The organism is Pseudooceanicola profundus (assembly GCF_054919315.1).
On the sequence record NZ_CM142898.1, the window covers coordinates 786464 to 808247 of the forward strand.

Here is a 21784-nt window from a genome sequence, read left to right on the forward strand (position 1 = left end):
CTCCAGTTTGGGAGGGTCAGACCCTCCGGCTCAATTCAGCCGGGATGCAAGATCCCGGCCATGCGGGTCCTTGTTACGGGTCCGTCCAATCTCGCCCCGGGTGCCGGTGGAGGCATCCGAAGAAATCGGTTCTTTCCCGTCTCAGGCAGGATTTATGGATTGCTCCACCCGCCGTCTCGGACGAAACGCAAAGAGCGCACGACGAATCGCGCGCTGAGTGCGTAGTTCCGTTTAGAAGCTGTAACCGGTGGGTGCAAGTCCAAAGACCACGCAACACCCCACACAGGCCATCGCCTGCCGGGAACCGGTCCGGGAGAGCATGGCACGTTTCGCCCATTCAGGCAATGAATTCGCATTATTGCGGGCCGCTGGACGCCGCCGCGCCCTGCTCTATGCTGCCGTCATAGCCCCGCCCAGCCAAAGAGGGACCCCATGAGCAGCAAGACGAGCAGAAGGCCCGGCCCCGCCACGCGCCCCTCCGACCTCAAGCCACGCCTCGCCAAGGCCCGTGCCCGCGGCATGTCGCGGCCGTTGGAGGAGCGAGCCCGGCGCGTGCTGGCGGCCTACCTCGACATGGCGGAGCAACACGGGCTGTCCCTGCGAGACACGGTGACCGAAATGGCCGACGGCCAGGCCGCCTGGCGCCTCGGCAGCGCCACCCGCGACGCGATGCTGGCGACCCCGCCCGAGGCCGTACGCAACGCCGCCTGCACCGCGGGCTGCGCCTTTTGCTGCATCCTGACCGAAGGCGACGGCGGGTTGATCACCGAGAGCGAGGCCACCCGCCTGCACGAAGCCCTGACGCCTCTGGCGGGGCAACCAGACGGGCGCGCGTGGCACAAGGCCGCCTGCCCCGCCCTCGACCCCGAGACACGCACCTGCCGGGCCTACGAGGCACGACCGATGATCTGCCGGTCCTTCCTCTCCACCGATGCCGAGGCCTGCCGGGTGAACGCCGAGGGCGGGACAGCCGAGGGGGCCGGCCTGCTGGGCAGCCACCTCGACTACCTTGCTACCCATGCCGTCGTCCGGGAGGCGCTGAAGGGCATCACCCGGGTGCCGAGCTACGCCATGGCAAGGATCGCCGCCGGCGCGGTGGAAGGCGAGACGCTGGACGAGAGCCTGAAAGCCGCCCGCCACGCGCCGAAGGTGCTGGAAGAGACTTGCCGCGACGCGGCCCGCGCCGCCGGGGCCTGAGGGCCCGAAGTTCCCTCCCCCGCCGGCATTGTCATCGGAAGGAGAAGGCGAGGCCCCCTACCCCCACGAGGCAACGAAACTTTGCCCGCCTCGCGCGGCAACGAAAAAGGGCGGCCCCGAAGGACCGCCCTTTCTAACTTTACCCGTGAAGCGGGATCAGTTGCCGGTTGCGCTTTCGACGCTGACCGACACGCCCGGGCCCATCGAGGAGCTGAGCGCGATCTTCTTCATGTAGGTGCCCTTGGCGCCTGCCGGTTTGGCTTTCGAGACGGCGTCCACGAAGGCGCGGATGTTCTCGATCAGCTTGGCTTCGTCGAAGGAGGCCTTGCCGACACCTGCGTGCACGACGCCTGCCTTCTCGGCCTTGAACTGAACCTGACCGCCCTTGGCGTCGGTCACGGCCTGAGCGACGTCCATGGTCACGGTGCCGACCTTGGGGTTCGGCATCAGGTTGCGCGGGCCGAGGATTTTGCCGAGACGACCGACGACGGGCATCATGTCCGGGGTGGCGATGCAGCGATCGAAGTCGATCTTGCCGCCCTGGATGGCTTCCATCAGGTCTTCTGCGCCGACGATGTCCGCGCCGGCAGCCTGGGCTTCATCAGCCTTGGCGCCACGGGCGAACACAGCCACGCGCACGGTCTTGCCGGTGCCGTTCGGCAGGCCGACGACGCCGCGGACCATCTGGTCTGCGTGACGGGGATCGACGCCGAGGTTCATCGCGATCTCGACGGTTTCGTCGAATTTCGCGTTGGCGTTCGCCTTGATCAGCGAAACCGCTTCCTCGATGGTGATGTCTTCCTTGCCGGCGAAGGCTTCGCGAGCGGCGCGGGTACGTTTACCGAGCTTTGCCATTACTTCACCTCGATGCCCATGGAGCGGGCGGAGCCCAGGATGATCTGCATCGCCGCTTCAACGGAGTTGGCGTTCAGATCCTTCATCTTGGCTTCCGCGATCTCTTTCACCTGTGCAACGGTGACCGAGCCTGCGGTTTCACGGCCGGGCTTGTTGGCGCCGGACTTCAGCTTGGCAGCCTTCTTCAGGTAATAAGACGCGGGGGGCGTCTTGATTTCCATGGTGAAGGACTTGTCCTGGTAGTAGGAAATCACGGTCGGGCACGGCGCGCCGGGCTCCATGTCCTGCGTCTTGGCGTTGAACGCCTTGCAGAATTCCATGATGTTGATGCCGCGCTGACCCAGTGCGGGGCCGACGGGCGGGCTGGGGTTGGCTTGACCAGCCTTAACTTGCAGCTTCAGGCTGCCGATCAGTTTCTTGGCCATGTGGCCTCTCCTTTTTCATCGCTCAGACAGGATGCCCTGTCCTTGCCGGCCTTGGGAAACGCGTCTCCCCGGGCCTTACCGCGTGGTCGGGTCTGGCAACCGCGGTTGCCGCGCCTCCCACGAATGAACGGGCCCGGAGGCCCGCAGCGATCAGGCCTGCTTGGAGACCTGACCGAATTCCAGTTCGACCGGGGTTTCCCGGCCAAAGATCGAGACGGTGACCTTGAGGCGCTGGTTGTCCTCGTCGACCTCCTCGACCATGCCGTCGAAGTCCTCGAACGGCCCGTCGTTGACCTTCACCTTCTCGCCCACCTCGAAGTGGATGAGGGTGCGCGGCGCTTCTTCGCCTTCCTGCACCCGGTTCAGGATCGCGTTCACCTCGGCGTCGCGCATCGGCATCGGGCGGCCCTGCGGACCCAGGAAGCCGGTGACGCGGTTGATGGAGCTGATCAGGTGATAGCCCCGATCCGACATTTCCATCCGCACCAGCACGTAGCCCGGCATGAAGCGGCGTTCGGTGTTCACCTTCTTGCCGCGCCGGATCTCGATCACTTCCTCGGTCGGGACCAGGACTTCTTCGATTTCGTCCTCGAGACCGTTCTCAACGACCGCAGTCCTGATCTGCTCGGCGATCTTCTTCTCGAAGTTCGAGAGAACGCTAACCGAGTACCACCGTTTTGCCATGTCGCCTTCGTTCCCCGTCCCATCCGGCCACAGCCGGACATTCAAAACCTTTCAGGCAGTTACCTGCCGCTTCTCGCAATAAAAATCGGCGCGCAACTCGAATCGCCGCACGCCACCTCGCGAGAGTAGGAGGTCCCTACCGCCCTGCGCCGGATATTTCAAGGGCACATGCCCGGAAGACCGGGAGACCCTTTGCGGCGCGTCGCGGCCCCGCGCCGCCCGCGGGCAGCGCCGGACCGAAGCCGGATCAGCTGAAGAGGCTCAGCAGCCCGGTCAGACCCATGCGGATCAGGAAGTCGACCAGCCAGAAGAAGACGGCGGCCACGAAGGCCATCACGAAGACCATCACCGTGGTCAGCAGCACCTCACGGCGCGTCGGCCAGGTGACCTTCGCGATCTCGCCACGGGTTTGCTGGATGAACTGGATCGGGTTGGCCATGCGCGTTGCGTCCGTTCTGCTGTTGTCTGCCTGCCGCGGCCCCTGCCGCGGATCGCCGTCACATACGCCGCGCGGCGCATGTTTTCAAGTCATCCCTGAAGCCGTCCCCCTCGGACAAACGATCGCAGCCCGCCGAAGCGGTGCCGAAGATCGAATTGTCCGGAGGACTGGCAGGGGCAGCAGGACTCGAACCCGCGACCCTCGGTTTTGGAGACCGATGCTCTACCAACTGAGCTATACCCCTAGGCCGTGCCGTGGGATAGGGCACTGGGAAAGCAAGATCAAGAGCGGATCTGCACGCTGTCGGAGAATTCCCGCGCCGCCCGCAGGTTGCCGTCGCGTCCTAGAGCCAGCGGACCCGCCGGAGCACCGCAAGTTGCGCCAGAACCACCGCCGAAAGCCCGCCACAGACGAGCCAGAAGGCGATCGGGCTGGAGGCCCCGGGCATGCCCCCGACGTTGATCCCCAGCAGCCCCGTGAGGAACCCCAGCGGCAGGAAGATCGCGGAAATGATCGAGAGGAAATACATGTGCCGGTTCAGCCGGTCGGAAATCTGACCCGACAGTTCCTCGCGCAGGACGGCGAGGGAATCACGCATCTCGGCGAGGTTCTCCACCTGGCGGGTCAGGCTCTGCCGGGTCTCTGCCAGGCCCAACCGGTCGGTCTCGGCAAGAAAGGGGGGCGACGCCTCCTCGACCGCGCGAAGGGCCTGCACCTGGGGCGCGCAATGGCGATAGAACTCGATCACCTGCAGGCGCATCGCCACGATCCGCTTGCGCAGCGACTGGTCGGGGTCGCCGATCACCTGCGTCTCCAGCCCGTCGGTCTCGACGTCCAGCTCCATCACCAGCGGCTCCAGCCGGGCGTTCAGGCGGTCCGCCAGCGTGTCGAGGAAGCCGCCCGCCGTGTCGGGCCCCTGCCCCGCCTCCAGCGCCTTGCAGATGTCCTCCAGCGCGCGTACCCGCTGGCGCGAGAGCGTGACGATCCGGTTGGCGTCGATCCACATGCGCACGGCGACCATGTCCTCGGGATCGCGGCCCTCGTTCATGTTCACCCCGCGCAGGACCACCAGCATCCCGTCGCCGATCCGCGTCGCCCGCGAGCGGGTGGCGGTCACGGTGAGCGACTCATGCACCGCCGGATCGAGGTAGGGGAGGTTCCGGGCGATCCAGTCGGGCGCCTGCGGGTCCGTGGCATCGAGGTGAACCCAGCCCAGCTGATCGGCGCGCAGCACCTCCACGAGATGCCCATGCTCCAGCCGTTGCCCGGCCTCCGGTCCGTTGAGGGCGTAGGCGTATTCGATGCAGGCGGTCATGGGGGTCTCCTTCGTCGGGGCCGAGAGGGCGCGATGTCACCGGTCCTTCAGCGGATACGCGACACCGGGCCCGCAGTTCAACTGCCGGGCGCAGCCGCGGTTCCGCACCCCCCTGCCCGCGCAGCCCGGGGCTGAAAACGCAAAAGGGCCGCCCCGAAGGACGGCCCTTTCCGGTCCGGCGCGAAACGCCGATCCGCTTACTTGATGATTTTCGAGACGACGCCCGAGCCGACGGTGCGGCCGCCTTCACGGATGGCGAAGCGGAGCTTCTCTTCCATCGCGATCGGGGCGATCAGTTCGACTTCGAACTTCAGGTTGTCGCCGGGCATGACCATCTCGGTGCCTTCGGGCAGCTTGACGGTGCCGGTGACGTCCGTGGTGCGGAAGTAGAACTGCGGACGGTAGTTCGCGAAGAACGGAGTGTGACGGCCGCCTTCTTCCTTGGTCAGGATGTAGGCTTCCGCTTCGAACTCGGTGTGGGGCTTCACGGAGCCGGGCTTGCAGAGCACCTGGCCACGTTCCACGCCTTCACGGTCGATGCCGCGCAGCAGGGCGCCGATGTTGTCGCCGGCTTCACCGCGGTCGAGCAGCTTGCGGAACATTTCCACACCGGTGCAGGTGGTTTTCTTGGTGTCCTTGATGCCGACGATTTCGAGTTCGTCGCCAACGTTCACAACACCACGCTCCACACGGCCGGTCACAACGGTACCACGGCCCGAGATCGAGAACACGTCTTCGATCGGCATCAGGAACGGCTGGTCCACAGCACGTGCCGGCTGCGGGATGTACTCGTCAACGGCAGCCATCAGTTCGCGGATCTTGGTCTCGCCGATCGCGTCGTCACGACCTTCGAGGGCGGCCAGGGCCGACCCTGCGATGATCGGGATATCGTCGCCGGGGAAGTCGTAGGCGGACAGCAGTTCGCGCACTTCCATCTCGACCAGCTCGAGCAGTTCCTCGTCGTCCACCTGGTCGACCTTGTTCAGGAACACGACCATCGCGGGGATACCCACCTGGCGGCCCAGCAGGATGTGCTCGCGGGTCTGGGGCATCGGGCCGTCAGCCGCGTTCACCACCAGGATCGCGCCGTCCATCTGGGCAGCACCGGTGATCATGTTCTTCACGTAGTCGGCGTGGCCGGGGCAGTCGACGTGCGCGTAGTGACGGTTCTCGGTCTCGTATTCCACGTGCGCGGTCGAGATCGTGATGCCGCGGGCTTTTTCTTCCGGCGCGCCGTCGATCTGGTCGTAGGCCTTGAATTCGCCGAAGTACTTGGTGATCGCAGCGGTCAGCGTGGTCTTGCCGTGGTCGACGTGACCAATGGTGCCGATGTTGCAGTGCGGCTTGCCGCGTTCAAACTTTGCCTTTGCCATGATGCAAGGAGCCTCTGGTTTGTGGGGCCAGCCCGGCCCGTTTCGTCTCCGGGCGGCATTTATTGCCTCCGAAGGGGAAAATCAAGCGCTCGCATCGGATCGCGCCTGCGATTCCCGGGGTGTGACGCCCGGACCCCGGACGCCGATGAACTCTAAAGAGGGGTCAGGGAAGGTTCGGCCCCAGGACCTCGGGTTCGATCGCCGGGGCGAAGACCGCCTGCGCACCCGGGGTGGGTGTGGTGGCCGCCGGAACCGCCGTCGTGGCGGTGCTCGCGGCGGGGGTCGGCGTGGCGGCGGGGGCCGCGGGGCTGGCGGTCGTCGCAGCCGTCGTGCCTGCCGTCATGCTGGCGGCGGGGGCCGGTGCCTTCAGCGAGGTCGGCGCCACGCTCTTGCCGAACCACTCGCGGTTTTCCAGCATCCAGCGCTCGATCTCCTTGGCGGCGTTGCGCGCCAGTCCGCGCATCTGCTCTTCCGGCTCCATCGTGTAGCCCGAGCCCATGATCGAATGGCCGCCGAAGGTCTCGATCACCGAGATGGTGTGCGGCTTCTCGTTCAGCTTCTTGCCCAGTTCGTCATCCCAGACGGTGACATTCACCAGCAGGATCGACTTGGGCGAGAGCACCAGCGGAATGCCCGGCTGGGCGAGGACGTAGCCCTCGATGCTGGTGCCGATGTGGTAGTAATGATCGCCATCGTAGCGGCCGAAGCGCTCCTGCATGGCGTCGGTCATCGCGGTCTTCCACTCCGCCTCGGAGGCGGTGCGGGACATCGGGCCTTCCTGCGCCTTGGAGGCGACCACGATATTGTGTCCCAGAAGGAAATCGCCAAGGTCCGGCGTGGTCCCGTCCATATCATTTGGGTTCGTACAGGCAGCAGCGGCCATGCACAGGGCCAGCGGGATCAGTTTGCGAAACATCCGGGTCCTCCTTGGGGGCATGATCCGGATAGCCCAGCCATGCGTCTCATGCAATCTCCCGCCCGACCTAGGCTTTTTGAACGGCGGTGCAAGACACCGGCTGCACGGGGACATTGGCCTGTTGCACGCAGGCCCTATATTCCGGTCATGAGCGATACAGCCCTCCCGCCCCGAGGCGGCCCTGCCGCCCGCACGCCGGCCCCCGACCAGCCCGGCCCCCTGCCCGTGCGCGCACCCCTTGTGACGCAGCCGCTGGGCCTGTTCGGCTCGCTCGCCGCGGCCCGGCGCAACGTTCTGACCATCCTGCCCGAGATCGCCACGCGCCAGCCCATCGTCTCGGGCAAGATGGGGGTCCGCTGGCACATGCTGATGGATCCGGACGCGATCCGCCGCGTGCTGCTGGAAAAGGTCGAGAGCTATCCCAAGTCCGACGTGACCAAGACCCTGCTGCGCCCCGCGATCGGCGAGAGCCTCTTCATCGCCGAGGGCGCGCACTGGCGCTGGCAGCGCCGCGCCGCCGCGCCGGTCTTCTCGCACCGCAACGTGGCCGCCCTCGCCCCCGTCATGTCCGCCGCCGCCGAGGCCGCCAGCCGCCGGATCGCCGCCGCCCACGGCAAGCCGCTGGACCTCTACGACCAGATGGTGCGCGCCACCTTCGAGGTGATCTCGGATGTGACCTTCTCGGGCGGCGAGGGCTTCGACCGGGGCGGCGTGCACCGCGCCATCGACGCATATATCGCTGCCGCCGGGCGCGTCTCGCTGCCCGATCTGCTGGGGATGCCCGAGTGGGTGCCACGCCCCGGACGGCTGAAAAGCGGGCCCGCCCTGCGCAAGATGAAGAGCGTGGCCGACGAGGCCATCGCGCGCCGCAAGCGGCAGGGCGCCTCGGAGGTGCCCGACCTGCTGGACCTGCTGATGCAGGCCGAGGACGGCGAGACCGGGCGCCAGATGAACCGGGACGAGTTGCGCGACAACCTGCTGACCTTCATCGTCGCGGGCCACGAAACCACGGCGCTGACGCTGGGCTGGGGGCTCTACCTCTGCGCCTTCGACGAGGATGCGCAGGAGGCCGCCCGCGCAGAGGCGCGCGCCGTGCTCGGCGAGCGGGCGGCCACAGCGGAGGACGTGGCACGGCTGCCCTTCACCCGGCAGATCGTGGAGGAGACGCTGCGGCTTTACCCCGCCGCCGGGATCATCTCGCGCACGGCGCAGGAGGATGACACGCTCTGCGGGCGCGAGGTGCGGCGCGGCGACACGGTGATGGTGCCGATCTACGCGCTGCACCGGAACCACCTGCTCTGGGAGGCGCCCGACAGCTTCCGGCCCGGGCGGTTCGCGGACCGCAAGGCGATCCCGCGCTACGCCTACCTGCCCTTCGGCGACGGGCCCCGGATCTGCATCGGGGCCTCCTTCGCGATGCAGGAGGCGGTGATCATCCTGGCCACGCTGCTGGCGCGCTACCGCTTCCGGGCCGTGCCGGGACGGGAGCCGGAGCCGGTGATGATCATCACCCTGCGGCCCGAGGGTGGGGTCTGGCTGACGGCAGAGCCGGTCTGAGGGCCGGAAGCGCGGCGGGCCCCGACAGAGCCCTGCGACGGACGCCCGGCGGGGGGAGACCCGTCAGCGCCCCCCGCGCGGGGGAATGGGCAATCATGCCTTGGCGATGTCCAGGCACGCCCGGGGCCAACCCACCGCGGAATGCAAGGCGGCCGGACCGGAGGGTCTGGCCTCAGCTCTCGCGGCGGCGGAAGGTCAGGTAATGGGGGGTGCGATCCTCGCGCAGGGCCTTCTGCTCGTAGCGGGTCGAGATCCAATCCGCCCAGGGCTCACGCCAGTCGGTGGGCCCTTCGGCGAGCCAGTCGAAGCCCGCCTTCGGCACTTCCTGCAACGTCTGGCGCACGTAGTCGGGGATATCCGTGGCGACCCGTAAGATCGCGCCCGGCTTCAGCACCCGGGCCAGCGGTTCGAGGTGCTCGGGCGTGACGAAGCGACGCCGGTGGTGGCGTTTCTTGGGCCAGGGATCGGGGTAGAGCAGGAAGGCACGGGAGACCGAGGCCTCGGGCAGCACGTCGAAGAGATCGCGCGCATCGCCGGGATGGACGGCAAGATTGCTCACGCCCGCCTCGCGGATCTTCCCCAGCAGCATGGCGACGCCGTTGATGTAGGGCTCGGCCCCGATGATGCCGACATCCGGGTTGCTGCTGGCCTGGTGGACGAGGTGCTCGCCGCCGCCGAAGCCGACCTCGAGCCAGACCTCCCGTCCGCCGAAGAGCGCCTCCAGATCGAGCGGCAGCCGGTCGGGGTTCTCCTCCCAGCCGACCTTGCCGGGGGAGAGCTCTGCGAGGTCCTCGTCAAGATAGGCCTCCTGCGACTTGCGCAGGCCCTTGCCCTTGAAGCGGCCATAGAAGTTGCGCCAGGGGGCGCCGGTGGGGTGTCTGTCTTCGCTCATGGGCCGCCCGATAGCCTTGTGAGACGCGGTTTTCAATGGTGAAGCACCGGCGGAGGGCCGGGGCGGAAAATTCTTCGAAGAATTTCCCCAAGAATTCTCGAAAATTCTTGGGCGCGCGTGGGGAACGGAGTGGCGGGCATGAGGGTCTGCAACCGGAGAATTCGAATTTTCCGAACCGAACGTTGCGGGAAGGCTGAAGGGCGCTGTCCACGACAGCATGGGGCTCTGCCCCCTTGCCCCGCAGAGCGGGGCAATTCCCCCGGAGTATTTCAGGGAAAGATGAAGGGAGGGCCCACTGGGCGGGGGATGCGAAAAGGCCCCGCCGGGGCGGGGCCTTTGGATGTGTCGGGGCCCTGCGGCTCAGATCGCTTTCTTCAGCGCCTCGACGAGATCGGTCTTCTCCCAGGAGAAGCCGCCGTCCTCGTCCGGCAGACGGCCGAAGTGGCCGTAGGCCGCGGTCCGCTGGTAGATCGGCTTGTTGAGGGCCAGGTGCTCGCGGATGCCGCGCGGGGTCAGGTCCATGCACCGGGCCACGGCCTTCTCGATCTCGGCCTCGTCCACGTTGCCGGTGCCATAGGTGTCGGCGTAGATCGAGAGCGGCTTCGAGATGCCGATCGCGTAGGAGAGCTGGATCGTGCACTTGTCGGCCATGCCGGCGGCGACCACGTTCTTGGCGAGGTAGCGTGCAGCATAGGCGGCAGAGCGGTCGACCTTGGTCGGATCCTTGCCCGAGAAGGCACCGCCGCCGTGGGGCGCGGCCCCGCCGTAGGTGTCCACGATGATCTTGCGACCCGTCAGGCCCGCGTCCCCGTCAGGGCCGCCGATGACGAACTTGCCGGTCGGGTTGATCCACCACTCGGTGTTCTTGGTCAGCCATTCCTCGGGCACGACCTCGCGGATGTAAGGCTCCACGATGGCGCGGATGTCGGCGCTGGTCTGCGCCTCGTCCGCATGCTGCGTCGAGAGCACCAGCTGGGTGATCTCCACCGGCACGCCGTTCTCGTAGCGCAGCGAGACCTGGCTCTTGGCGTCGGGGCGCAGTGTCGGCTCGGTGCCGTTCTTGCGGACCTCGGCCAGGCGGCGCAGGATCTTGTGGGCGTACTGGATCGGGGCGGGCATCAGCGCCTCGGTCTCGTTCGTGGCGAAGCCGAACATGATGCCCTGGTCGCCGGCACCCTCGTCCTTCTCGTTCGAGGCATTCACACCCTGCGCGATATGCGCGGACTGCTCGTGCAGCAGGTTTGTGATTTCCACCGTCTCATGGTGGAACTTGTCCTGCTCGTAGCCGATGTCCTTGATGCAGTCGCGCGCGATGCCGTCCACTGCCTCCATGTACTGGTGCAGCTTGTCCTGATCGCTGAGGCCGATTTCACCGCCGATCACGACCCGGTCGGTCGTGGCGAAGGTTTCACAGGCCACCCGGGCTTCCGGCTCTTCGGCCAGAAGCGCGTCCAGGACAGCATCGGAGATCCGGTCACAGACCTTATCCGGGTGGCCCTCTGAAACGGATTCAGAGGTGAAGATGTAGTTCCGACGTGTCATGATTATGGTGCTCCATTAGTGTTGACCCACCCCGTCAGGAAGCCGTTGGGGCGGCAATTCCTCTTGCCTATGCCCCCTTTTCCGGGGCGTCAACGTCCTTCTCCGACGAATGCAGCACTCTGCGGCGCCCCTGAAGGGCCGGAGCGATCAAAAGACAGAGCAGGAAAAGCACCGCGATCGGCCCGTCCCCGGTGCGGCTGTAGAGCGTGGGCGCACCGGCCGGCGGCAGCGGCAGGTCGCGCCAGCCGGCGGCGTTCAGCGGCAGCGATCCGGTGACCGCTCCGCTGGCGTCGATCATCGCCGAAACCCCGGTGTTGGCGACCCGCGCCAGCGGCAGCGCCTGTTCCGCGGCCCGCAGGCGGGCCTGGGCAAGATGCTGATAAGGCCCGGAAATATTGCCAAACCAGGCGTCATTCGTGATCTGGAGCAGCATCCGGGGCCGCGCCGGCGCATCGAGGATGTCCTGCGGGAAGACCGCCTCGTAGCAGATCAGCGGCAGCGCGGCACCGACGCCGGGCAGCTCCACCAGCGACGGCCCGGGGCCGGAGGAGAAACCGTATCCATCCCGAGTCGCCATGCCCTCGATGCCGAGCGCGCCCAGCAGATCGCCGAAGGGCACGTATTCCCCGAACGGGACCAGATGCGATTTATCGTAGACCGCCGCCGGGGTTCCGTCGGGTCCGAGCAGGGCCAAGGCATTGTACCACCGCCCATTTTCGCGCCGGTTCGCGCCCACGACGACGGCAGAGCCGCCCGCGTTGCGCATGATCGTGGTTGTCAGCACCTCCGCCACCTCCAGCGGCCAGGCCAGTGCCGTCTCGGGCCAGACCACCACATCGGGACGGTGCGTCGCGGGCGGGCGCGGCGGGGCGGCGGTGAAATCCACCATCCGGTCGAAGAAGACGGGCATCATCTCGTCACGCCACTTGTCGCGCTGCGAGGCGTTGGGCTGCACGAGGCGGATGATCGGGGCGTCCTCGGGGATCGGCAGTTGCGGGCGGATCGCGGCGGCAAGGCCGAAGAGCATGGCGACGCCTGCGCCCCAGAGCGCGAGCCGCGGCCAGGGGCGGCAGAGCGCGAGCGTCAGCCCCGCCCCCACCGCCAGCAGCACGAAGGTCAGGCCCCCTGCCCCGGCGATCCGTGACAGCGGCAACAGCGGGCTGTCGATCAGCCCGTGCCCGATCGTGGCCCAGGGGAAGCCGGTGAAGACATAGGCCCGCAGCAGCTCCGCCCCGCCGAGTGCCCCGGTGACGGCCAGGACCGACAGCAGATCGACGCCCGCATAGGGGCGCCCATCCTCGGTCACGGCTTCGCTTCGGGACGCCGCCGGGCGACGCCACAGCACCGCCTCGCGCGCCAGCAGGGCGGCGGCGCCCCAGAAGAGCGCCAGCCCGAAGGCCATGAAGACGAGGGCAAAGGGGGCCATCCAGCCGTGCCGGGCCACGTCGACCATGAAGGGCTCGATGATCCAGCTGAGCGCAAGGGCGAAATAGGCCCCGCCCCCGGCCCATCCGGCGAAGAAGGCGCCGCGGCGGCTGGGGGCGGCTGCGATCAGCAGGAAGAGCCCCGCCGCCCCGAGAGGCGCCACGGGCCAGAGGTTGACTGGCGCCTGCCCGAGCGCCAGAAGTAACCCTGCCCCGGCGGCCTGAGCGGTGCGTGCGCGGCGGCTGCAGCCGGCGATCCAGTGAACGAGTGTCTGCATGATCCCCCGACCCGTGCCTCTTTGCGCCCGTGTCGAGGGCGCCTTGCCCGAGCTTTAGCAGGCCCAGAAACGGAATGCGCCCCCGGCCATGCGGGGGCGCAGTCGATTTGGGTTAACCTGTGCGTGATCGGACGCTGTGAAGGTCAGGCCGGACCAAGGTGATCCGGCCAACCCGATCCCGGCGCCCGATCCCGGCGTCCGTCAGGCGGCCTCGGTTTCGGGCGCCTTCAGCCGGACGCGCAGCCGCTTGATGCGGCGCGGATCGGCATCGACCACCTCGAACTCGTGGCCCGCCGGATGGGGGACGACCTCACCGCGGGCGGGAACCCGGCCCGAGAGCATGAAGACCAGACCGCCAAGCGTGTCGATCTCCTCCTCGTCGATGCCGTCGTCCTCGGTCAGGGAGACCCCCGTGGCGCCCTCGAAATCCTCGAGCGGCGTCTTGGCGAGCGCGAGGTAGGAGCCCGAGGCTTCCTTCTGGAACGGCGCGACCTCGTCCACGTCGTGCTCGTCCTCGATCTCGCCGATGACCTGTTCGATCAGGTCCTCGATGGTAACGAGCCCGTCGACCCCGCCGTATTCGTCGATCACCAGCGCCATGTGCCGGCGCTCGGTCTGCATCTTCTGCAGCAGCACGCCGATCGGCATGGAGGGCGGCACGAAGAGCAGCGGGCGCAGCATCCGCTTCACGGAGAACCGCGAAGCCTTGCCGTTGAACCCGTGTTCAAGCGCGAAGTCCTTGAGGTGGATCAGCCCGATGGGCGTGTCCAGCGTTCCCTGGTAGACCGGCAGGCGCGTCATGCCGCTTTCGCGGAACACATGCACCAGTTCGTCCCGCGTGATGGTCACGGGGACGGCCACGATCTCGGCCTTGGGAATTGCGACATCCTCGACCCGCATACGACGCAGGTTGATCATCCCGTGGGCAGGACGAGGCGAGGTGACTGGACCCGGCTGCGTCAAGCTGCGCGGATCGATCTGGGACCGCTGGCCCCCGAAAAGCCGGCCAAGCCAGCCCTGTTGCGGTGCCGTGGCAGGCCTTGCGCCCGCGTCGGTCTCTTTCTGGCTCTGAGGCAGCGCGCTTTGCGCTGCGCTAGAAGACCCGTCGGTGGTCTCGCCCATCTTACCTTTCCATGCTGGCCGGGGAACTACCCGGCGTCTCTCGAATATGGGTCAGGGATACCCATCTTGCCAAGTATCCCGGTCTCAATAGTTTCCATCAAAGTGGCATCTTCGTCACGAATGTGATCGTAGCCCAAAAGATGGAGCGTTGCGTGAAGGATCAAATGCGTCAGATGGTCCGTCAGCGGAATGCCGCCCGCCTCTGCTTCGCGCAGGCAGGTTTCCCAGGCGATGGCGATATCTCCCAGTGGCGTGGCACCGGGCTCCATCGGATCGGGCGTGGGGGCATGGGGCGCCTCGCCCGCCTCGTCCGGGGCCAGATCCTCGGCCGGCCAGGACAGCACGTTTGTGGGCGCGGGCTTCTCGCGGAACTCGGCGTTCAGCTCGGCGATGCGGGCATCGTTGCAGGCCAGCACCGCAATTTCCCACTCCGCCGGGGCGAGGTCGTGATGCGCGAGCGCGGCCAGGGCGGCGCGCTCGGCGATCTCCTCAAGGTCGACGGCCTCCCAGGCCGCCTCTTCGATCATCAGGTCCGTCAGCATCTATCCGGGTCCGGTGGGGGCTGCCGCCCCCACACCCCCGCGAGTATTTGCGGAAAGATGAAGGGGCGGACGCTCAGGCTTCGTCGGCCTCGTAAGCCTCGATGATCGCCGCCACAAGGGGGTGACGCACCACATCCTTCGAGGTGAAGTAGTTGAAGCTGATCTTGGGGATCGCCTTCAGCAGGCGCTCCGCGTCATGCAGGCCCGAGCTGACGCCCCGCGGCAGGTCGATCTGGCTGCGGTCGCCGGTGATCACCATGCGGGAGCCCTCGCCCAGACGGGTCAGGAACATCTTCATCTGCATCGAGGTGGCGTTCTGCGCCTCGTCCAGCACCACGAAGGCGTTCGACAGGGTCCGCCCGCGCATGAAGGCCAGCGGCGCGATCTCGATCGTCTTCTCCTCCATCATCTTCTGGAGCTGCTTGCCGGGCAGGAAGTCGTTCAGCGCGTCATAGAGCGGCTGCATGTAGGGATCGACCTTGTCCTTCATGTCGCCGGGCAGATAGCCCAGCTTCTCGCCGGCCTCGACCGCCGGACGGGACAGGATGATCTTGTCCACCGCGCCCTCGATGAACATCGAGACCCCCACCGCCACGGCGAGGTAGGTCTTGCCGGTGCCCGCCGGGCCGATGCCGAAGGCGAGCTCGTTCTGGAAGAGGTTCTGGACATAGGCCTTCTGGGCCTCGGTCCGGGGTTCGACCATCTTCTTGCGCGTCTTGATCTCCACGGTGTCGCCGCGGAACATCTCGAACTGGTTGCCGTCCCGGGTGGGCGCTTCGGGCTTGTTCATGCGCAGTTGGCGGTCGATGTCGCCGGGGCCCACTTCGCGGCCCGCCTCGAGACGGGCATAGAGCGCCTGCAGCGCCTCTGCCGCCTCCTTCGCCGCAAGGCCTTCGCCGATGACGGCAAGCTGGTTGCCTCGTCGGAGAATTTGCACCGTGAGCTTCTGCTCGATCTCGGTCAGGTTGCGGTCATATTCACCGCAGAGCTCGATCAGAAGGAAGTTGTCCGGAAACTCGACAAGTATCTCGGTGAGCGTGTCGAGGTTTGCAGGCGGGGTCAGCACAGTTGCGGTCAATCAGGACTCCTCGCTGTATAGGTCCTCAGGGTGCCAAGCACCGCGCGTCATGGCAAGCGCGGATACCAGACAGGATGTAGTTAGGCGGACTTCGGAATGCAAAATGCCGCAAGCAGAGGCTTGCGGCATTCGGGTCGTATTATGTGCGTGGCGCAGCATCGTCAGCTGTTCGACGGGTCCCAGATGCCCCGCTTGAAATCGCCGTTCGCGGTGTTCGGCTCGTAGGCGCCGGAGCAGACCGGCTTGCCGTAGGGATCGAGCCGCTGCGACAGGTAACCTTCGAGGCCATCGTCGATGATCCAGTGGTCACAGCCGTTGGGATCGACCCAGATGCCGGCCTTCAGGTTGGAGACCGGATGATTGTCGAACCCGCGGTCGCGGCTCTTGTCACCGGGGACGGGAATCGGGTGGCAGGCGGTGACCCCGATCAGGAGGGCGGCGCCGGCGAGGATTTTCACGCTGTTCATCTCTCCCCTCCCTTACTGGATGCAGATGATTTCGACGCGGCGGTTCTGGGCCATCCCCGCGGCGGTGTTGTTGGTGGCGCGCGGCATCCGCTCACCGTAGCCGCGGACATCTGCGATGCGTGCCCCGGTGGTGGCGGCGACCTGTGCCACCGCGTTGGCCCGGTTGTAGCTCAGGCGCATGTTGTATTCGTCCGAGGCGCGGCTGTCGGTGTGGCCCGCGATGATGAAGGCCGTCGCCGTGGACTGCTGGAAGAACTGCGCCAGCCGCTGCCGGTTGGCCGGGCTGATGTAGTACTTGTCGGTGGCAAAGAACTGGTCCGAGTTCATCACGCCGCAGACGTTGCCACGGCGGCAGACCGGGATGCCCTGACGGTTCACGTGGGGCGTCATGTAGCCCTCGGCGCCGTCGTCCATGACCCAGTGTTCGCAGCCATCGGGATCGACCCAGATGCCGGGAATGTATTTTTCGGACCGGGCCTGCGCGGGCGTGGCGGACAGGGCCGACAGCACCAGCGCCGCGGCGGCCAAGCCGCCCGACAGACCACGGAGCGCATATGAAATGACTTTTGCCACCACTGACGTTCCTTTGTTACCCCCACCGGTCCGACGTTACGTCACCCGGAGCCTCCGCTACACAGGACCAGCATGTTTTATTGAAGTTCAGTTTACCGAATTGTGTCTCGTTGTGAAGAATTTTCCACCAGATATTGTACCAACTTATCCATCAATCCGGACTTGTTGATAAAAATACTTCGACCCCGCGCTGCGGGGTCGAGCAGGACACCTGTAGAGGAGAGCGTCTTCCCCCCGGAAAAGGGGAGCACGCGATCAGCGCAGGATGTAGTTCGGCGCACCCTTCTCGCGGTAGGCCTTCGACTCGTAGTAGATCCGGATCATTTCCTGCTTCAGGCCTTCCTTGTTGAAGACCAGCGCATCATCGCGGCAGACCCGCTCGGCGATGGCGTGGGCATTCGGATAGTCGTAGCCGAGGTCCCGCAGGCTATCCACGAACTTGGCGTTCGGACGATCCCAGATCACTTCTTTCCACGGACCGCGGAAGCAGCTCACGTAGACGACGTGACCGGTCTGCGGGAAGGTGTAGGCATAGTTGGACTGGGCAACAGCGGGCGTGGCGAGCCCGAGCGCAACGGCGGCACCGGCGAGAAGTTTCTTCATGTCGTGACCTATCTGATCGTGCTGGGGACGGGCCGCCGCCGGCACAGCCTGTCAGGCTGCGGCCCGGATGACCGCCCGTCGAAACGGGGTGTTATCAGAAGTTAACACGATCTCAATCACAGCCATAACACTGCCGTGCGAAAAGCGCCTACTGTCCAGAGCGCGAGAACAATCGCAAACGCTCGTCAGATTAAGGCCCCAATTGAGCCACAATTCAGCGCCCCGCCCCGCCCGGATTCCGGGCAAAGCCCCGCCAGATCAGACCAGTACGCCCGCCAGGGAGTTCGCCCCGGCGTCGATGATTCTCACCCGCGCGAGCGTGCCGGGGGCCAGCCCCTCGGCGGTCACATGGACCGCGTGCAGGTAGTCGGACTTGCCCACCATCTGTCCCGGGTGCCGCCCGGGCTTCTCGAAGAGCACGCCGACCTCGCGGCCCACCATCGCCTTCATGAACGCAAGCTGCTGCGCGTTGAGCAGCGTCTGAAGCTCGATCAGCCGGGCCGAGGCGACCTCGGGGTCGACCTGCCCGCCCCGCTCTGCCGCGGGCGTACCCGGGCGCGAGGAATACTTGAACGAGAAGCAGGCCGCGTAGTTCACCCGCCGCACGAGGTCCATCGTCTCGGCGAAATCCGCGTCGGTCTCCTCCGGGAAGCCGACGATGAAATCGCCCGACAGCGCAATATCCGGCCGCGCCTCGCGAATCCGCTCGACCACGCGGAAGTAGCTGTCGCGGGTGTGGCTGCGGTTCATCCGCTTCAGGATACGGTCGCTGCCGGCCTGGACCGGCAGGTGCAGGTAGGGCATCAGCTTGTCGCAGTCCCCCAGTGCCGCGATCAGCGCATCGTCCATGTCGTTGGGATGCGAGGTGGTGAAGCGGATGCGGGCCAGCCCGTCGATCTCCGCCAGCGCATAGACCAGCCGCGCCAGCCCCCAGTCGCGCCCGTCCGGGCCTTCGCCGTGGTAGGCATTCACGTTCTGGCCCAGCAGGGTGATCTCCCGCACCCCGCGCGAGACGAGGTCACGCGCCTCGGTCAGCACACGGTCCACCGGTCGGCTTACCTCCGCGCCCCGGGTATAGGGCACGACGCAGAAGGCGCAGAACTTGTCGCAGCCCTCCTGCACGGTGAGGAAGGCGGTCGGGCCGCGCTTGGCCTTGGGGCGCGCCGCCAGTTCCGCGAACTTGTCCTCTTCCGGGAAATCGGTGTCGAGCGCCTTCTGCCCGCCCCCGGCCTTCGCCTCCAGCTCCGGCAGGCGGTGATAGCTCTGCGGCCCCACCACCAGGTCGACCATCGGCTGGCGCAGCATGATCTCCGCGCCCTCGGCCTGCGCGACGCAGCCCGCCACGCCGATCTTCAGGTCCGGCCGCCGGGTCTTGAGCCCCCGCAGGCGCCCCAGCTCGGAATAGACCTTCTCGGCCGCCTTCTCGCGGATGTGGCAGGTGTTCAGCAGGATCATGTCCGCCTCGTCGGGCGAGTCCACGGTCACGTAGCCGTTGGGTCCGAGAGCCTCCGCCATCCGCTCGCTGTCGTAGACGTTCATCTGACAGCCGTAGGTCTTGATATAGAGTTTCTTGGCCTCGGACATCGGGGGCCTCCGCGCGGATACTGGACAGACAGGGAATTTCGCGCGGGGATACACCGATCGACGGGTCACTTGCAATGTGCGACGAAACCACGGACCTTGGCGGCGAAGACAGAAGGAACGGCACAGTGGCGGATATCGAGAGGCGGTTCAGCTCGATCGGGGATTTCCTGGCGCGGGGCCGCGCGGCGCTCGCCAAGGGGCCGGTGGCGATGATCTTCGTCGAGGACGAGGTCGAGATCGACACCACGATCCGCCACCATCAGGTCGCCGGGTTCGCGCAGGTTCTGGTCTTCATGCCCGACGCCTTCGACCTGGCCGAGGACCTGCGCGCCACCACCTGCCGGATCAGCTGCGACGTCTCCCGCCCCGGCGCGCTGGAGCACCACGTGAACGCGGTGATCGACGCCGCCCCGGGGCTCTGGCTCTACTATTGCTTCAATGCCGAGTATCTCTTCCACCCGTTCTGCGAGACCCGGACCGTGGGCGAGATGCTGAGCTTCCACGCCGAGGAACGGCGCGATGCCATGCTTACCTACGTGGTGGACCTCTATGCCGGGGACTTGGCTATGCACCCAGATGCGGTCTCGCTCGACAGCGCCCATCTCGACCGCTCCGGCTACTACGCTCAGGCGCGCCGCGATGAAGCCGCGCAGGGCCACCCGAAGGAGCGCCAGCTCGACTTCTACGGCGGGCTGCGGTGGCGGTTCGAGGAACATATCCCCGCGCGCAGCCGGCGCATCGACCGGATCGCGCTCTTCCGCGCCAAACCCGGGCTGAAACTGCTGCCCGGCCACGTCTTCGACGACGAGGAGTACAACACCTATTCCTGCCCGTGGCACCACAACCTGACCGCCGCGATCTGCTCCTTCCGGACCGCCAAGGCACTGAAGCGCAACCCGGGGTCGACCTTCGACATCTCGAGCTTCCGCTGGCACAATTCCGCACCCTTCGAATGGCACTCGCGACAATTGCTCGATCTCGGACTCATGGAGCCGGGCCAGTGGTTCTGACCCGGCTCTCCTGATCTTGCCTCGCGCACGGCTCGGGCTCCCGGGCGCGCAGTGACGCAGCGCCCTTAGGCCCGAACACCTGTACGGCGATGTCAGTCGAGGTCCTCGACCACGATCCGATCCTCCGCAACGCCGAGGCCTTTCAGCGCCTCGGTGACATCCTCGATCATCGGCTCAGGCCCGCAGACGTAGTAGTGACCGATGTCCGGGCTGATCCTCGTACCGAGGAAGTCGCGGTCGATCTTCTCGGTCAGGACGCCCTCGCTCGGGTTTGCCTCGTCCGTGACGGTGAAGATCGTCTCCAGCCCCTCCATCGCCTCCAACTCGCGGCGCAGGATGATGTCGGCCTCGGTGCTGTTGGAGAAGATCAGCGTGCAGCCCGCCAGAGTGCCATGGATCTCCAGCCGCCGCCGCAGCACGGCGAGGAAGGGCGTGATGCCCGCGCCGCCCGCGATGAACCAGCCCGGGCCCTCGTCATGGATGGCGCCCCAGGGCGCGGAGATGATCACCTTGTCACCGGGTTCCATCTTGCCGATCTGCTCGGTGACGCCATCATGCTCCGGGTAGGACTTGATCACGAAATCGAGGCAGGTCTCATCCGGCAGGCTGACGAAGGTGAAGGGCCTCTTCTCCTCGCGCCAGCCATCCTTGTCGAGCGCCATGTCGACGGCCTGACCGGGGGTGAAGTCGAAACCATCCGGCCGGCGGAACCGCAGGCGGTGGGTGTCGGGGGTGACGGGTTCGATGTGTTGCAGCGTGAGCGTATGGGTCATGCAATACCTCCTTTGCGGGAAGAACCCACGACGGAGCACCATGGTTCCCGGCAAGACCGGAGCACGGCCCGCCCGCGCCGTCACAGTGTGGAGAGCGCGCCCGGGGCGCTGCCCCGGACCCCGGGATATTTCTTCAGAAACGAAAATGGAAACTCCCCCGCCCTTTCGGACGGGGGAGCATTTCCGTTTACGGTCATCGGCGTCCCCGCCTGTACCGCTCGTCCTGTCTAGAGCGATGGGGTTAAGAAAGGCTTTCGATTTCCGTTTCTCAAGTATCCCCGCCGGAGGCCTCGATCCGCCACGCCGCAGGCGTGGCGCAACGGTCAGCCCGAACGATGGCTCAGAGGTTTTCCGGCTGCGGCATGCCGAGCACATGGTAGCCGCCGTCGACGCGGATCGTCTCGCCTGTGGTGCAGGCACCGGCATCGGAAGCCAGGTAGACGGCGGTGCCGCCCACGGCCTCCAGCGTGGCATTGGCACGCAGCGGCGCGTTCGCCTCGGTCTGGCGGAAGGTCTTGCGTGCGCCCGAGATGGCCGCACCTGCCAGCGTCTTCATCGGGCCGGGGGAGATCGCGTTCACGCGGATGCCGTCCGGGCCGAGGTCGTTGGCGAGGTAGAGCACCGCGCTTTCCAGCGCCGCCTTGGCCACGCCCATGACGTTGTAGTAGGGGGTCACGCGGGTCGAGCCCTGGTAGGTCAGGGTCAGGATCGTGCCGCCCTCGGTCATCAGGGGGGCAGCCCGTCGGGCGACCTCGATCAGCGAATAGCAGGAGATCTCGAGCGAGTGCTTGAAGTTCTCCCGCGAGGTGTTCACGAACCGGCCCGCCAGCTCGTCCTTGTTGGAATAGGCGATGGCGTGGACGAGGAAGTCCAGCTGGCCCCACTCCGCCTTCAGCGTGTCGAAGGCCGCGTCGAGCGAGGCGTCATCGGTCACGTCCGCATCCACCAGAAGCGAGGCGCCGAGGCTTTCGGCCAGCGGCTTGACGCGGCGGCCGAAGTTCTCGCCCTGGTAGGTGAAGGCCAGCTCTGCACCGGCTTCGGCCATGGCCTTGGCAATGCCCCACGCGATGGAGCGGTCATTCGCCACGCCCATGATCAGGCCGCGTTTGCCGGTGAGAGGTCCGGTCATGTCAGG

At 66.5% G+C, this 21784-nt stretch carries 22 protein-coding genes, 1 tRNA gene and 1 riboswitch; of the genes, 3 read left to right on the plus strand and 20 right to left on the minus strand.

Translation table 11 applies throughout. From position 1 onward, the window contains the following. The first annotated feature begins 432 nt into the window (after positions 1 to 432). Positions 433 to 1197 carry a YkgJ family cysteine cluster protein gene (locus ACX9MO_RS03595; protein ID WP_462213561.1) on the plus strand — a complete coding sequence of 255 codons (765 nt, stop codon included), beginning with the start codon at positions 433 to 435 and terminating at the stop codon, positions 1195 to 1197. Positions 1198 to 1353: 156 nt separating this feature from the next. On the opposite strand, the gene rplA is transcribed toward ACX9MO_RS03595, so the two are convergent. From rplA to ACX9MO_RS03635, 8 genes are all read right to left on the minus strand, one after another. Next, positions 1354 to 2052 carry a 50S ribosomal protein L1 gene (rplA, locus tag ACX9MO_RS03600; protein WP_222492135.1) on the minus strand — a complete coding sequence of 233 codons (699 nt, stop codon included), beginning with the start codon at positions 2050 to 2052 and terminating at the stop codon, positions 1354 to 1356. Continuing rightward, positions 2052 to 2477 carry a 50S ribosomal protein L11 gene (rplK, locus tag ACX9MO_RS03605; RefSeq protein ID WP_222492133.1) on the minus strand — a complete coding sequence of 142 codons (426 nt, stop codon included), beginning with the start codon at positions 2475 to 2477 and terminating at the stop codon, positions 2052 to 2054. The genes rplA and rplK overlap by 1 nt, the downstream gene beginning before the upstream one ends. Positions 2478 to 2627: 150 nt before the next feature. Next, a complete protein-coding gene (gene nusG / locus ACX9MO_RS03610) occupies positions 2628 to 3161 on the minus strand; it encodes a transcription termination/antitermination protein NusG (RefSeq protein ID WP_222492131.1) in 534 nt (177 codons plus the stop codon). Positions 3162 to 3408: 247 nt separating this feature from the next. After that, positions 3409 to 3600, minus strand: a complete 192-nt coding sequence (gene secE, locus ACX9MO_RS03615) for a preprotein translocase subunit SecE (RefSeq protein ID WP_222492129.1) — start codon at positions 3598 to 3600, stop codon at positions 3409 to 3411. A 168-nt stretch (positions 3601 to 3768) separates the two neighbouring features. Then, a tRNA-Trp gene (locus ACX9MO_RS03620) sits at positions 3769 to 3844 on the minus strand. Between the two features lie 99 nt (positions 3845 to 3943). Then, positions 3944 to 4915: a zinc transporter ZntB gene (locus ACX9MO_RS03625; protein WP_462213562.1), complete on the minus strand. Its 972-nt coding sequence runs from the start codon at positions 4913 to 4915 to the stop codon at positions 3944 to 3946. Between the two features lie 197 nt (positions 4916 to 5112). Continuing rightward, positions 5113 to 6288 (minus strand): elongation factor Tu, encoded by a 1176-nt coding sequence (tuf, locus tag ACX9MO_RS03630; protein ID WP_222492125.1) that lies wholly within the window; start codon positions 6286 to 6288, stop codon positions 5113 to 5115. A gap of 163 nt (positions 6289 to 6451) precedes the next feature. Continuing rightward, entirely contained in the window at positions 6452 to 7204 is a 753-nt protein-coding gene (locus ACX9MO_RS03635) for a hypothetical protein (protein ID WP_462213563.1), read from the minus strand. Between the two features lie 225 nt (positions 7205 to 7429). Between ACX9MO_RS03635 and ACX9MO_RS03640 the strand changes: the two genes are divergently transcribed. Beyond that, positions 7430 to 8761 (plus strand): cytochrome P450, encoded by a 1332-nt coding sequence (locus ACX9MO_RS03640; RefSeq protein ID WP_462213564.1) that lies wholly within the window; start codon positions 7430 to 7432, stop codon positions 8759 to 8761. Between the two features lie 172 nt (positions 8762 to 8933). Here the strand turns inward: ACX9MO_RS03640 and trmB are convergent, their stop codons facing one another. The 10 genes from trmB to miaB form a co-directional block, all read right to left on the minus strand. Beyond that, positions 8934 to 9653 (minus strand): tRNA (guanine(46)-N(7))-methyltransferase TrmB, encoded by a 720-nt coding sequence (gene trmB, locus ACX9MO_RS03645; protein WP_462213565.1) that lies wholly within the window; start codon positions 9651 to 9653, stop codon positions 8934 to 8936. 360 nt (positions 9654 to 10013) lie between these two features. Next, positions 10014 to 11195 (minus strand): methionine adenosyltransferase, encoded by a 1182-nt coding sequence (gene metK, locus ACX9MO_RS03650; RefSeq protein WP_462213566.1) that lies wholly within the window; start codon positions 11193 to 11195, stop codon positions 10014 to 10016. Positions 11196 to 11203: 8 nt separating this feature from the next. Beyond that, positions 11204 to 11252: riboswitch (SAM-SAH riboswitch) on the minus strand. A 10-nt stretch (positions 11253 to 11262) separates the two neighbouring features. Next, entirely contained in the window at positions 11263 to 12897 is a 1635-nt protein-coding gene (gene lnt / locus ACX9MO_RS03655; protein WP_462213567.1) for an apolipoprotein N-acyltransferase, read from the minus strand. Between the two features lie 201 nt (positions 12898 to 13098). Then, complete coding sequence (locus tag ACX9MO_RS03660) at positions 13099 to 14019, minus strand: hemolysin family protein (RefSeq protein ID WP_222492114.1); 921 nt, start codon at positions 14017 to 14019, stop codon at positions 13099 to 13101. 26 nt (positions 14020 to 14045) lie between these two features. After that, entirely contained in the window at positions 14046 to 14561 is a 516-nt protein-coding gene (gene ybeY / locus ACX9MO_RS03665) for an rRNA maturation RNase YbeY (protein WP_462213568.1), read from the minus strand. 73 nt (positions 14562 to 14634) lie between these two features. Beyond that, positions 14635 to 15639, minus strand: coding sequence for a PhoH family protein (locus tag ACX9MO_RS03670; RefSeq protein ID WP_222492110.1), 1005 nt, complete (start codon positions 15637 to 15639; stop codon positions 14635 to 14637). Positions 15640 to 15800: 161 nt separating this feature from the next. Beyond that, positions 15801 to 16106 (minus strand): hypothetical protein, encoded by a 306-nt coding sequence (locus ACX9MO_RS03675; protein WP_222492108.1) that lies wholly within the window; start codon positions 16104 to 16106, stop codon positions 15801 to 15803. Positions 16107 to 16118: 12 nt separating this feature from the next. After that, a complete protein-coding gene (locus ACX9MO_RS03680; RefSeq protein WP_222492106.1) occupies positions 16119 to 16679 on the minus strand; it encodes an OmpA family protein in 561 nt (186 codons plus the stop codon). 255 nt (positions 16680 to 16934) lie between these two features. Then, positions 16935 to 17282, minus strand: a complete 348-nt coding sequence (locus ACX9MO_RS03685) for a hypothetical protein (RefSeq protein ID WP_462213569.1) — start codon at positions 17280 to 17282, stop codon at positions 16935 to 16937. A 258-nt stretch (positions 17283 to 17540) separates the two neighbouring features. Beyond that, on the minus strand, positions 17541 to 18866 hold the full coding sequence (gene miaB / locus ACX9MO_RS03690) for a tRNA (N6-isopentenyl adenosine(37)-C2)-methylthiotransferase MiaB (protein WP_462213570.1): 1326 nt from the start codon (positions 18864 to 18866) through the stop codon (positions 17541 to 17543). Positions 18867 to 18991: 125 nt separating this feature from the next. Between miaB and ACX9MO_RS03695 the strand changes: the two genes are divergently transcribed. Beyond that, complete coding sequence (locus ACX9MO_RS03695; RefSeq protein ID WP_462213571.1) at positions 18992 to 19876, plus strand: hypothetical protein; 885 nt, start codon at positions 18992 to 18994, stop codon at positions 19874 to 19876. 92 nt (positions 19877 to 19968) lie between these two features. Here the strand turns inward: ACX9MO_RS03695 and ACX9MO_RS03700 are convergent, their stop codons facing one another. After that, the gene (locus ACX9MO_RS03700) at positions 19969 to 20649 is read right to left on the minus strand and encodes an FAD-binding oxidoreductase (protein WP_462213572.1); all 681 of its coding nucleotides are present in this window, start codon (positions 20647 to 20649) and stop codon (positions 19969 to 19971) included. A 340-nt stretch (positions 20650 to 20989) separates the two neighbouring features. Further along, on the minus strand, positions 20990 to 21778 hold the full coding sequence (locus ACX9MO_RS03705) for an enoyl-ACP reductase FabI (protein WP_462213573.1): 789 nt from the start codon (positions 21776 to 21778) through the stop codon (positions 20990 to 20992). Positions 21779 to 21784: the final 6 nt, after the last annotated feature.

What these genes read in the sequence shown, in the direction of transcription:
- ACX9MO_RS03595 (WP_462213561.1), top strand. Translation starts at nt 433, where the DNA reads ATGAGCAGCAAGACGAGCAGAAGGCCCGGCCCCGCCACGCGCCCCTCC.
- rplA (WP_222492135.1), bottom strand. Translation starts at nt 2,052, where the DNA reads ATGGCAAAGCTCGGTAAACGTACCCGCGCCGCTCGCGAAGCCTTCGCC.
- rplK (WP_222492133.1), bottom strand. Translation starts at nt 2,477, where the DNA reads ATGGCCAAGAAACTGATCGGCAGCCTGAAGCTGCAAGTTAAGGCTGGT.
- nusG (WP_222492131.1), bottom strand. Translation starts at nt 3,161, where the DNA reads ATGGCAAAACGGTGGTACTCGGTTAGCGTTCTCTCGAACTTCGAGAAG.
- secE (WP_222492129.1), bottom strand. Translation starts at nt 3,600, where the DNA reads ATGGCCAACCCGATCCAGTTCATCCAGCAAACCCGTGGCGAGATCGCG.
- ACX9MO_RS03625 (WP_462213562.1), bottom strand. Translation starts at nt 4,915, where the DNA reads ATGACCGCCTGCATCGAATACGCCTACGCCCTCAACGGACCGGAGGCC.
- tuf (WP_222492125.1), bottom strand. Translation starts at nt 6,288, where the DNA reads ATGGCAAAGGCAAAGTTTGAACGCGGCAAGCCGCACTGCAACATCGGC.
- ACX9MO_RS03635 (WP_462213563.1), bottom strand. Translation starts at nt 7,204, where the DNA reads ATGTTTCGCAAACTGATCCCGCTGGCCCTGTGCATGGCCGCTGCTGCC.
- trmB (WP_462213565.1), bottom strand. Translation starts at nt 9,653, where the DNA reads ATGAGCGAAGACAGACACCCCACCGGCGCCCCCTGGCGCAACTTCTAT.
- metK (WP_462213566.1), bottom strand. Translation starts at nt 11,195, where the DNA reads ATGACACGTCGGAACTACATCTTCACCTCTGAATCCGTTTCAGAGGGC.
- lnt (WP_462213567.1), bottom strand. Translation starts at nt 12,897, where the DNA reads ATGCAGACACTCGTTCACTGGATCGCCGGCTGCAGCCGCCGCGCACGC.
- ACX9MO_RS03660 (WP_222492114.1), bottom strand. Translation starts at nt 14,019, where the DNA reads ATGGGCGAGACCACCGACGGGTCTTCTAGCGCAGCGCAAAGCGCGCTG.
- ybeY (WP_462213568.1), bottom strand. Translation starts at nt 14,561, where the DNA reads ATGCTGACGGACCTGATGATCGAAGAGGCGGCCTGGGAGGCCGTCGAC.
- ACX9MO_RS03675 (WP_222492108.1), bottom strand. Translation starts at nt 16,106, where the DNA reads ATGAACAGCGTGAAAATCCTCGCCGGCGCCGCCCTCCTGATCGGGGTC.
- ACX9MO_RS03685 (WP_462213569.1), bottom strand. Translation starts at nt 17,282, where the DNA reads ATGAAGAAACTTCTCGCCGGTGCCGCCGTTGCGCTCGGGCTCGCCACG.
- miaB (WP_462213570.1), bottom strand. Translation starts at nt 18,866, where the DNA reads ATGTCCGAGGCCAAGAAACTCTATATCAAGACCTACGGCTGTCAGATG.
- ACX9MO_RS03700 (WP_462213572.1), bottom strand. Translation starts at nt 20,649, where the DNA reads ATGACCCATACGCTCACGCTGCAACACATCGAACCCGTCACCCCCGAC.
- ACX9MO_RS03705 (WP_462213573.1), bottom strand. Translation starts at nt 21,778, where the DNA reads ATGACCGGACCTCTCACCGGCAAACGCGGCCTGATCATGGGCGTGGCG.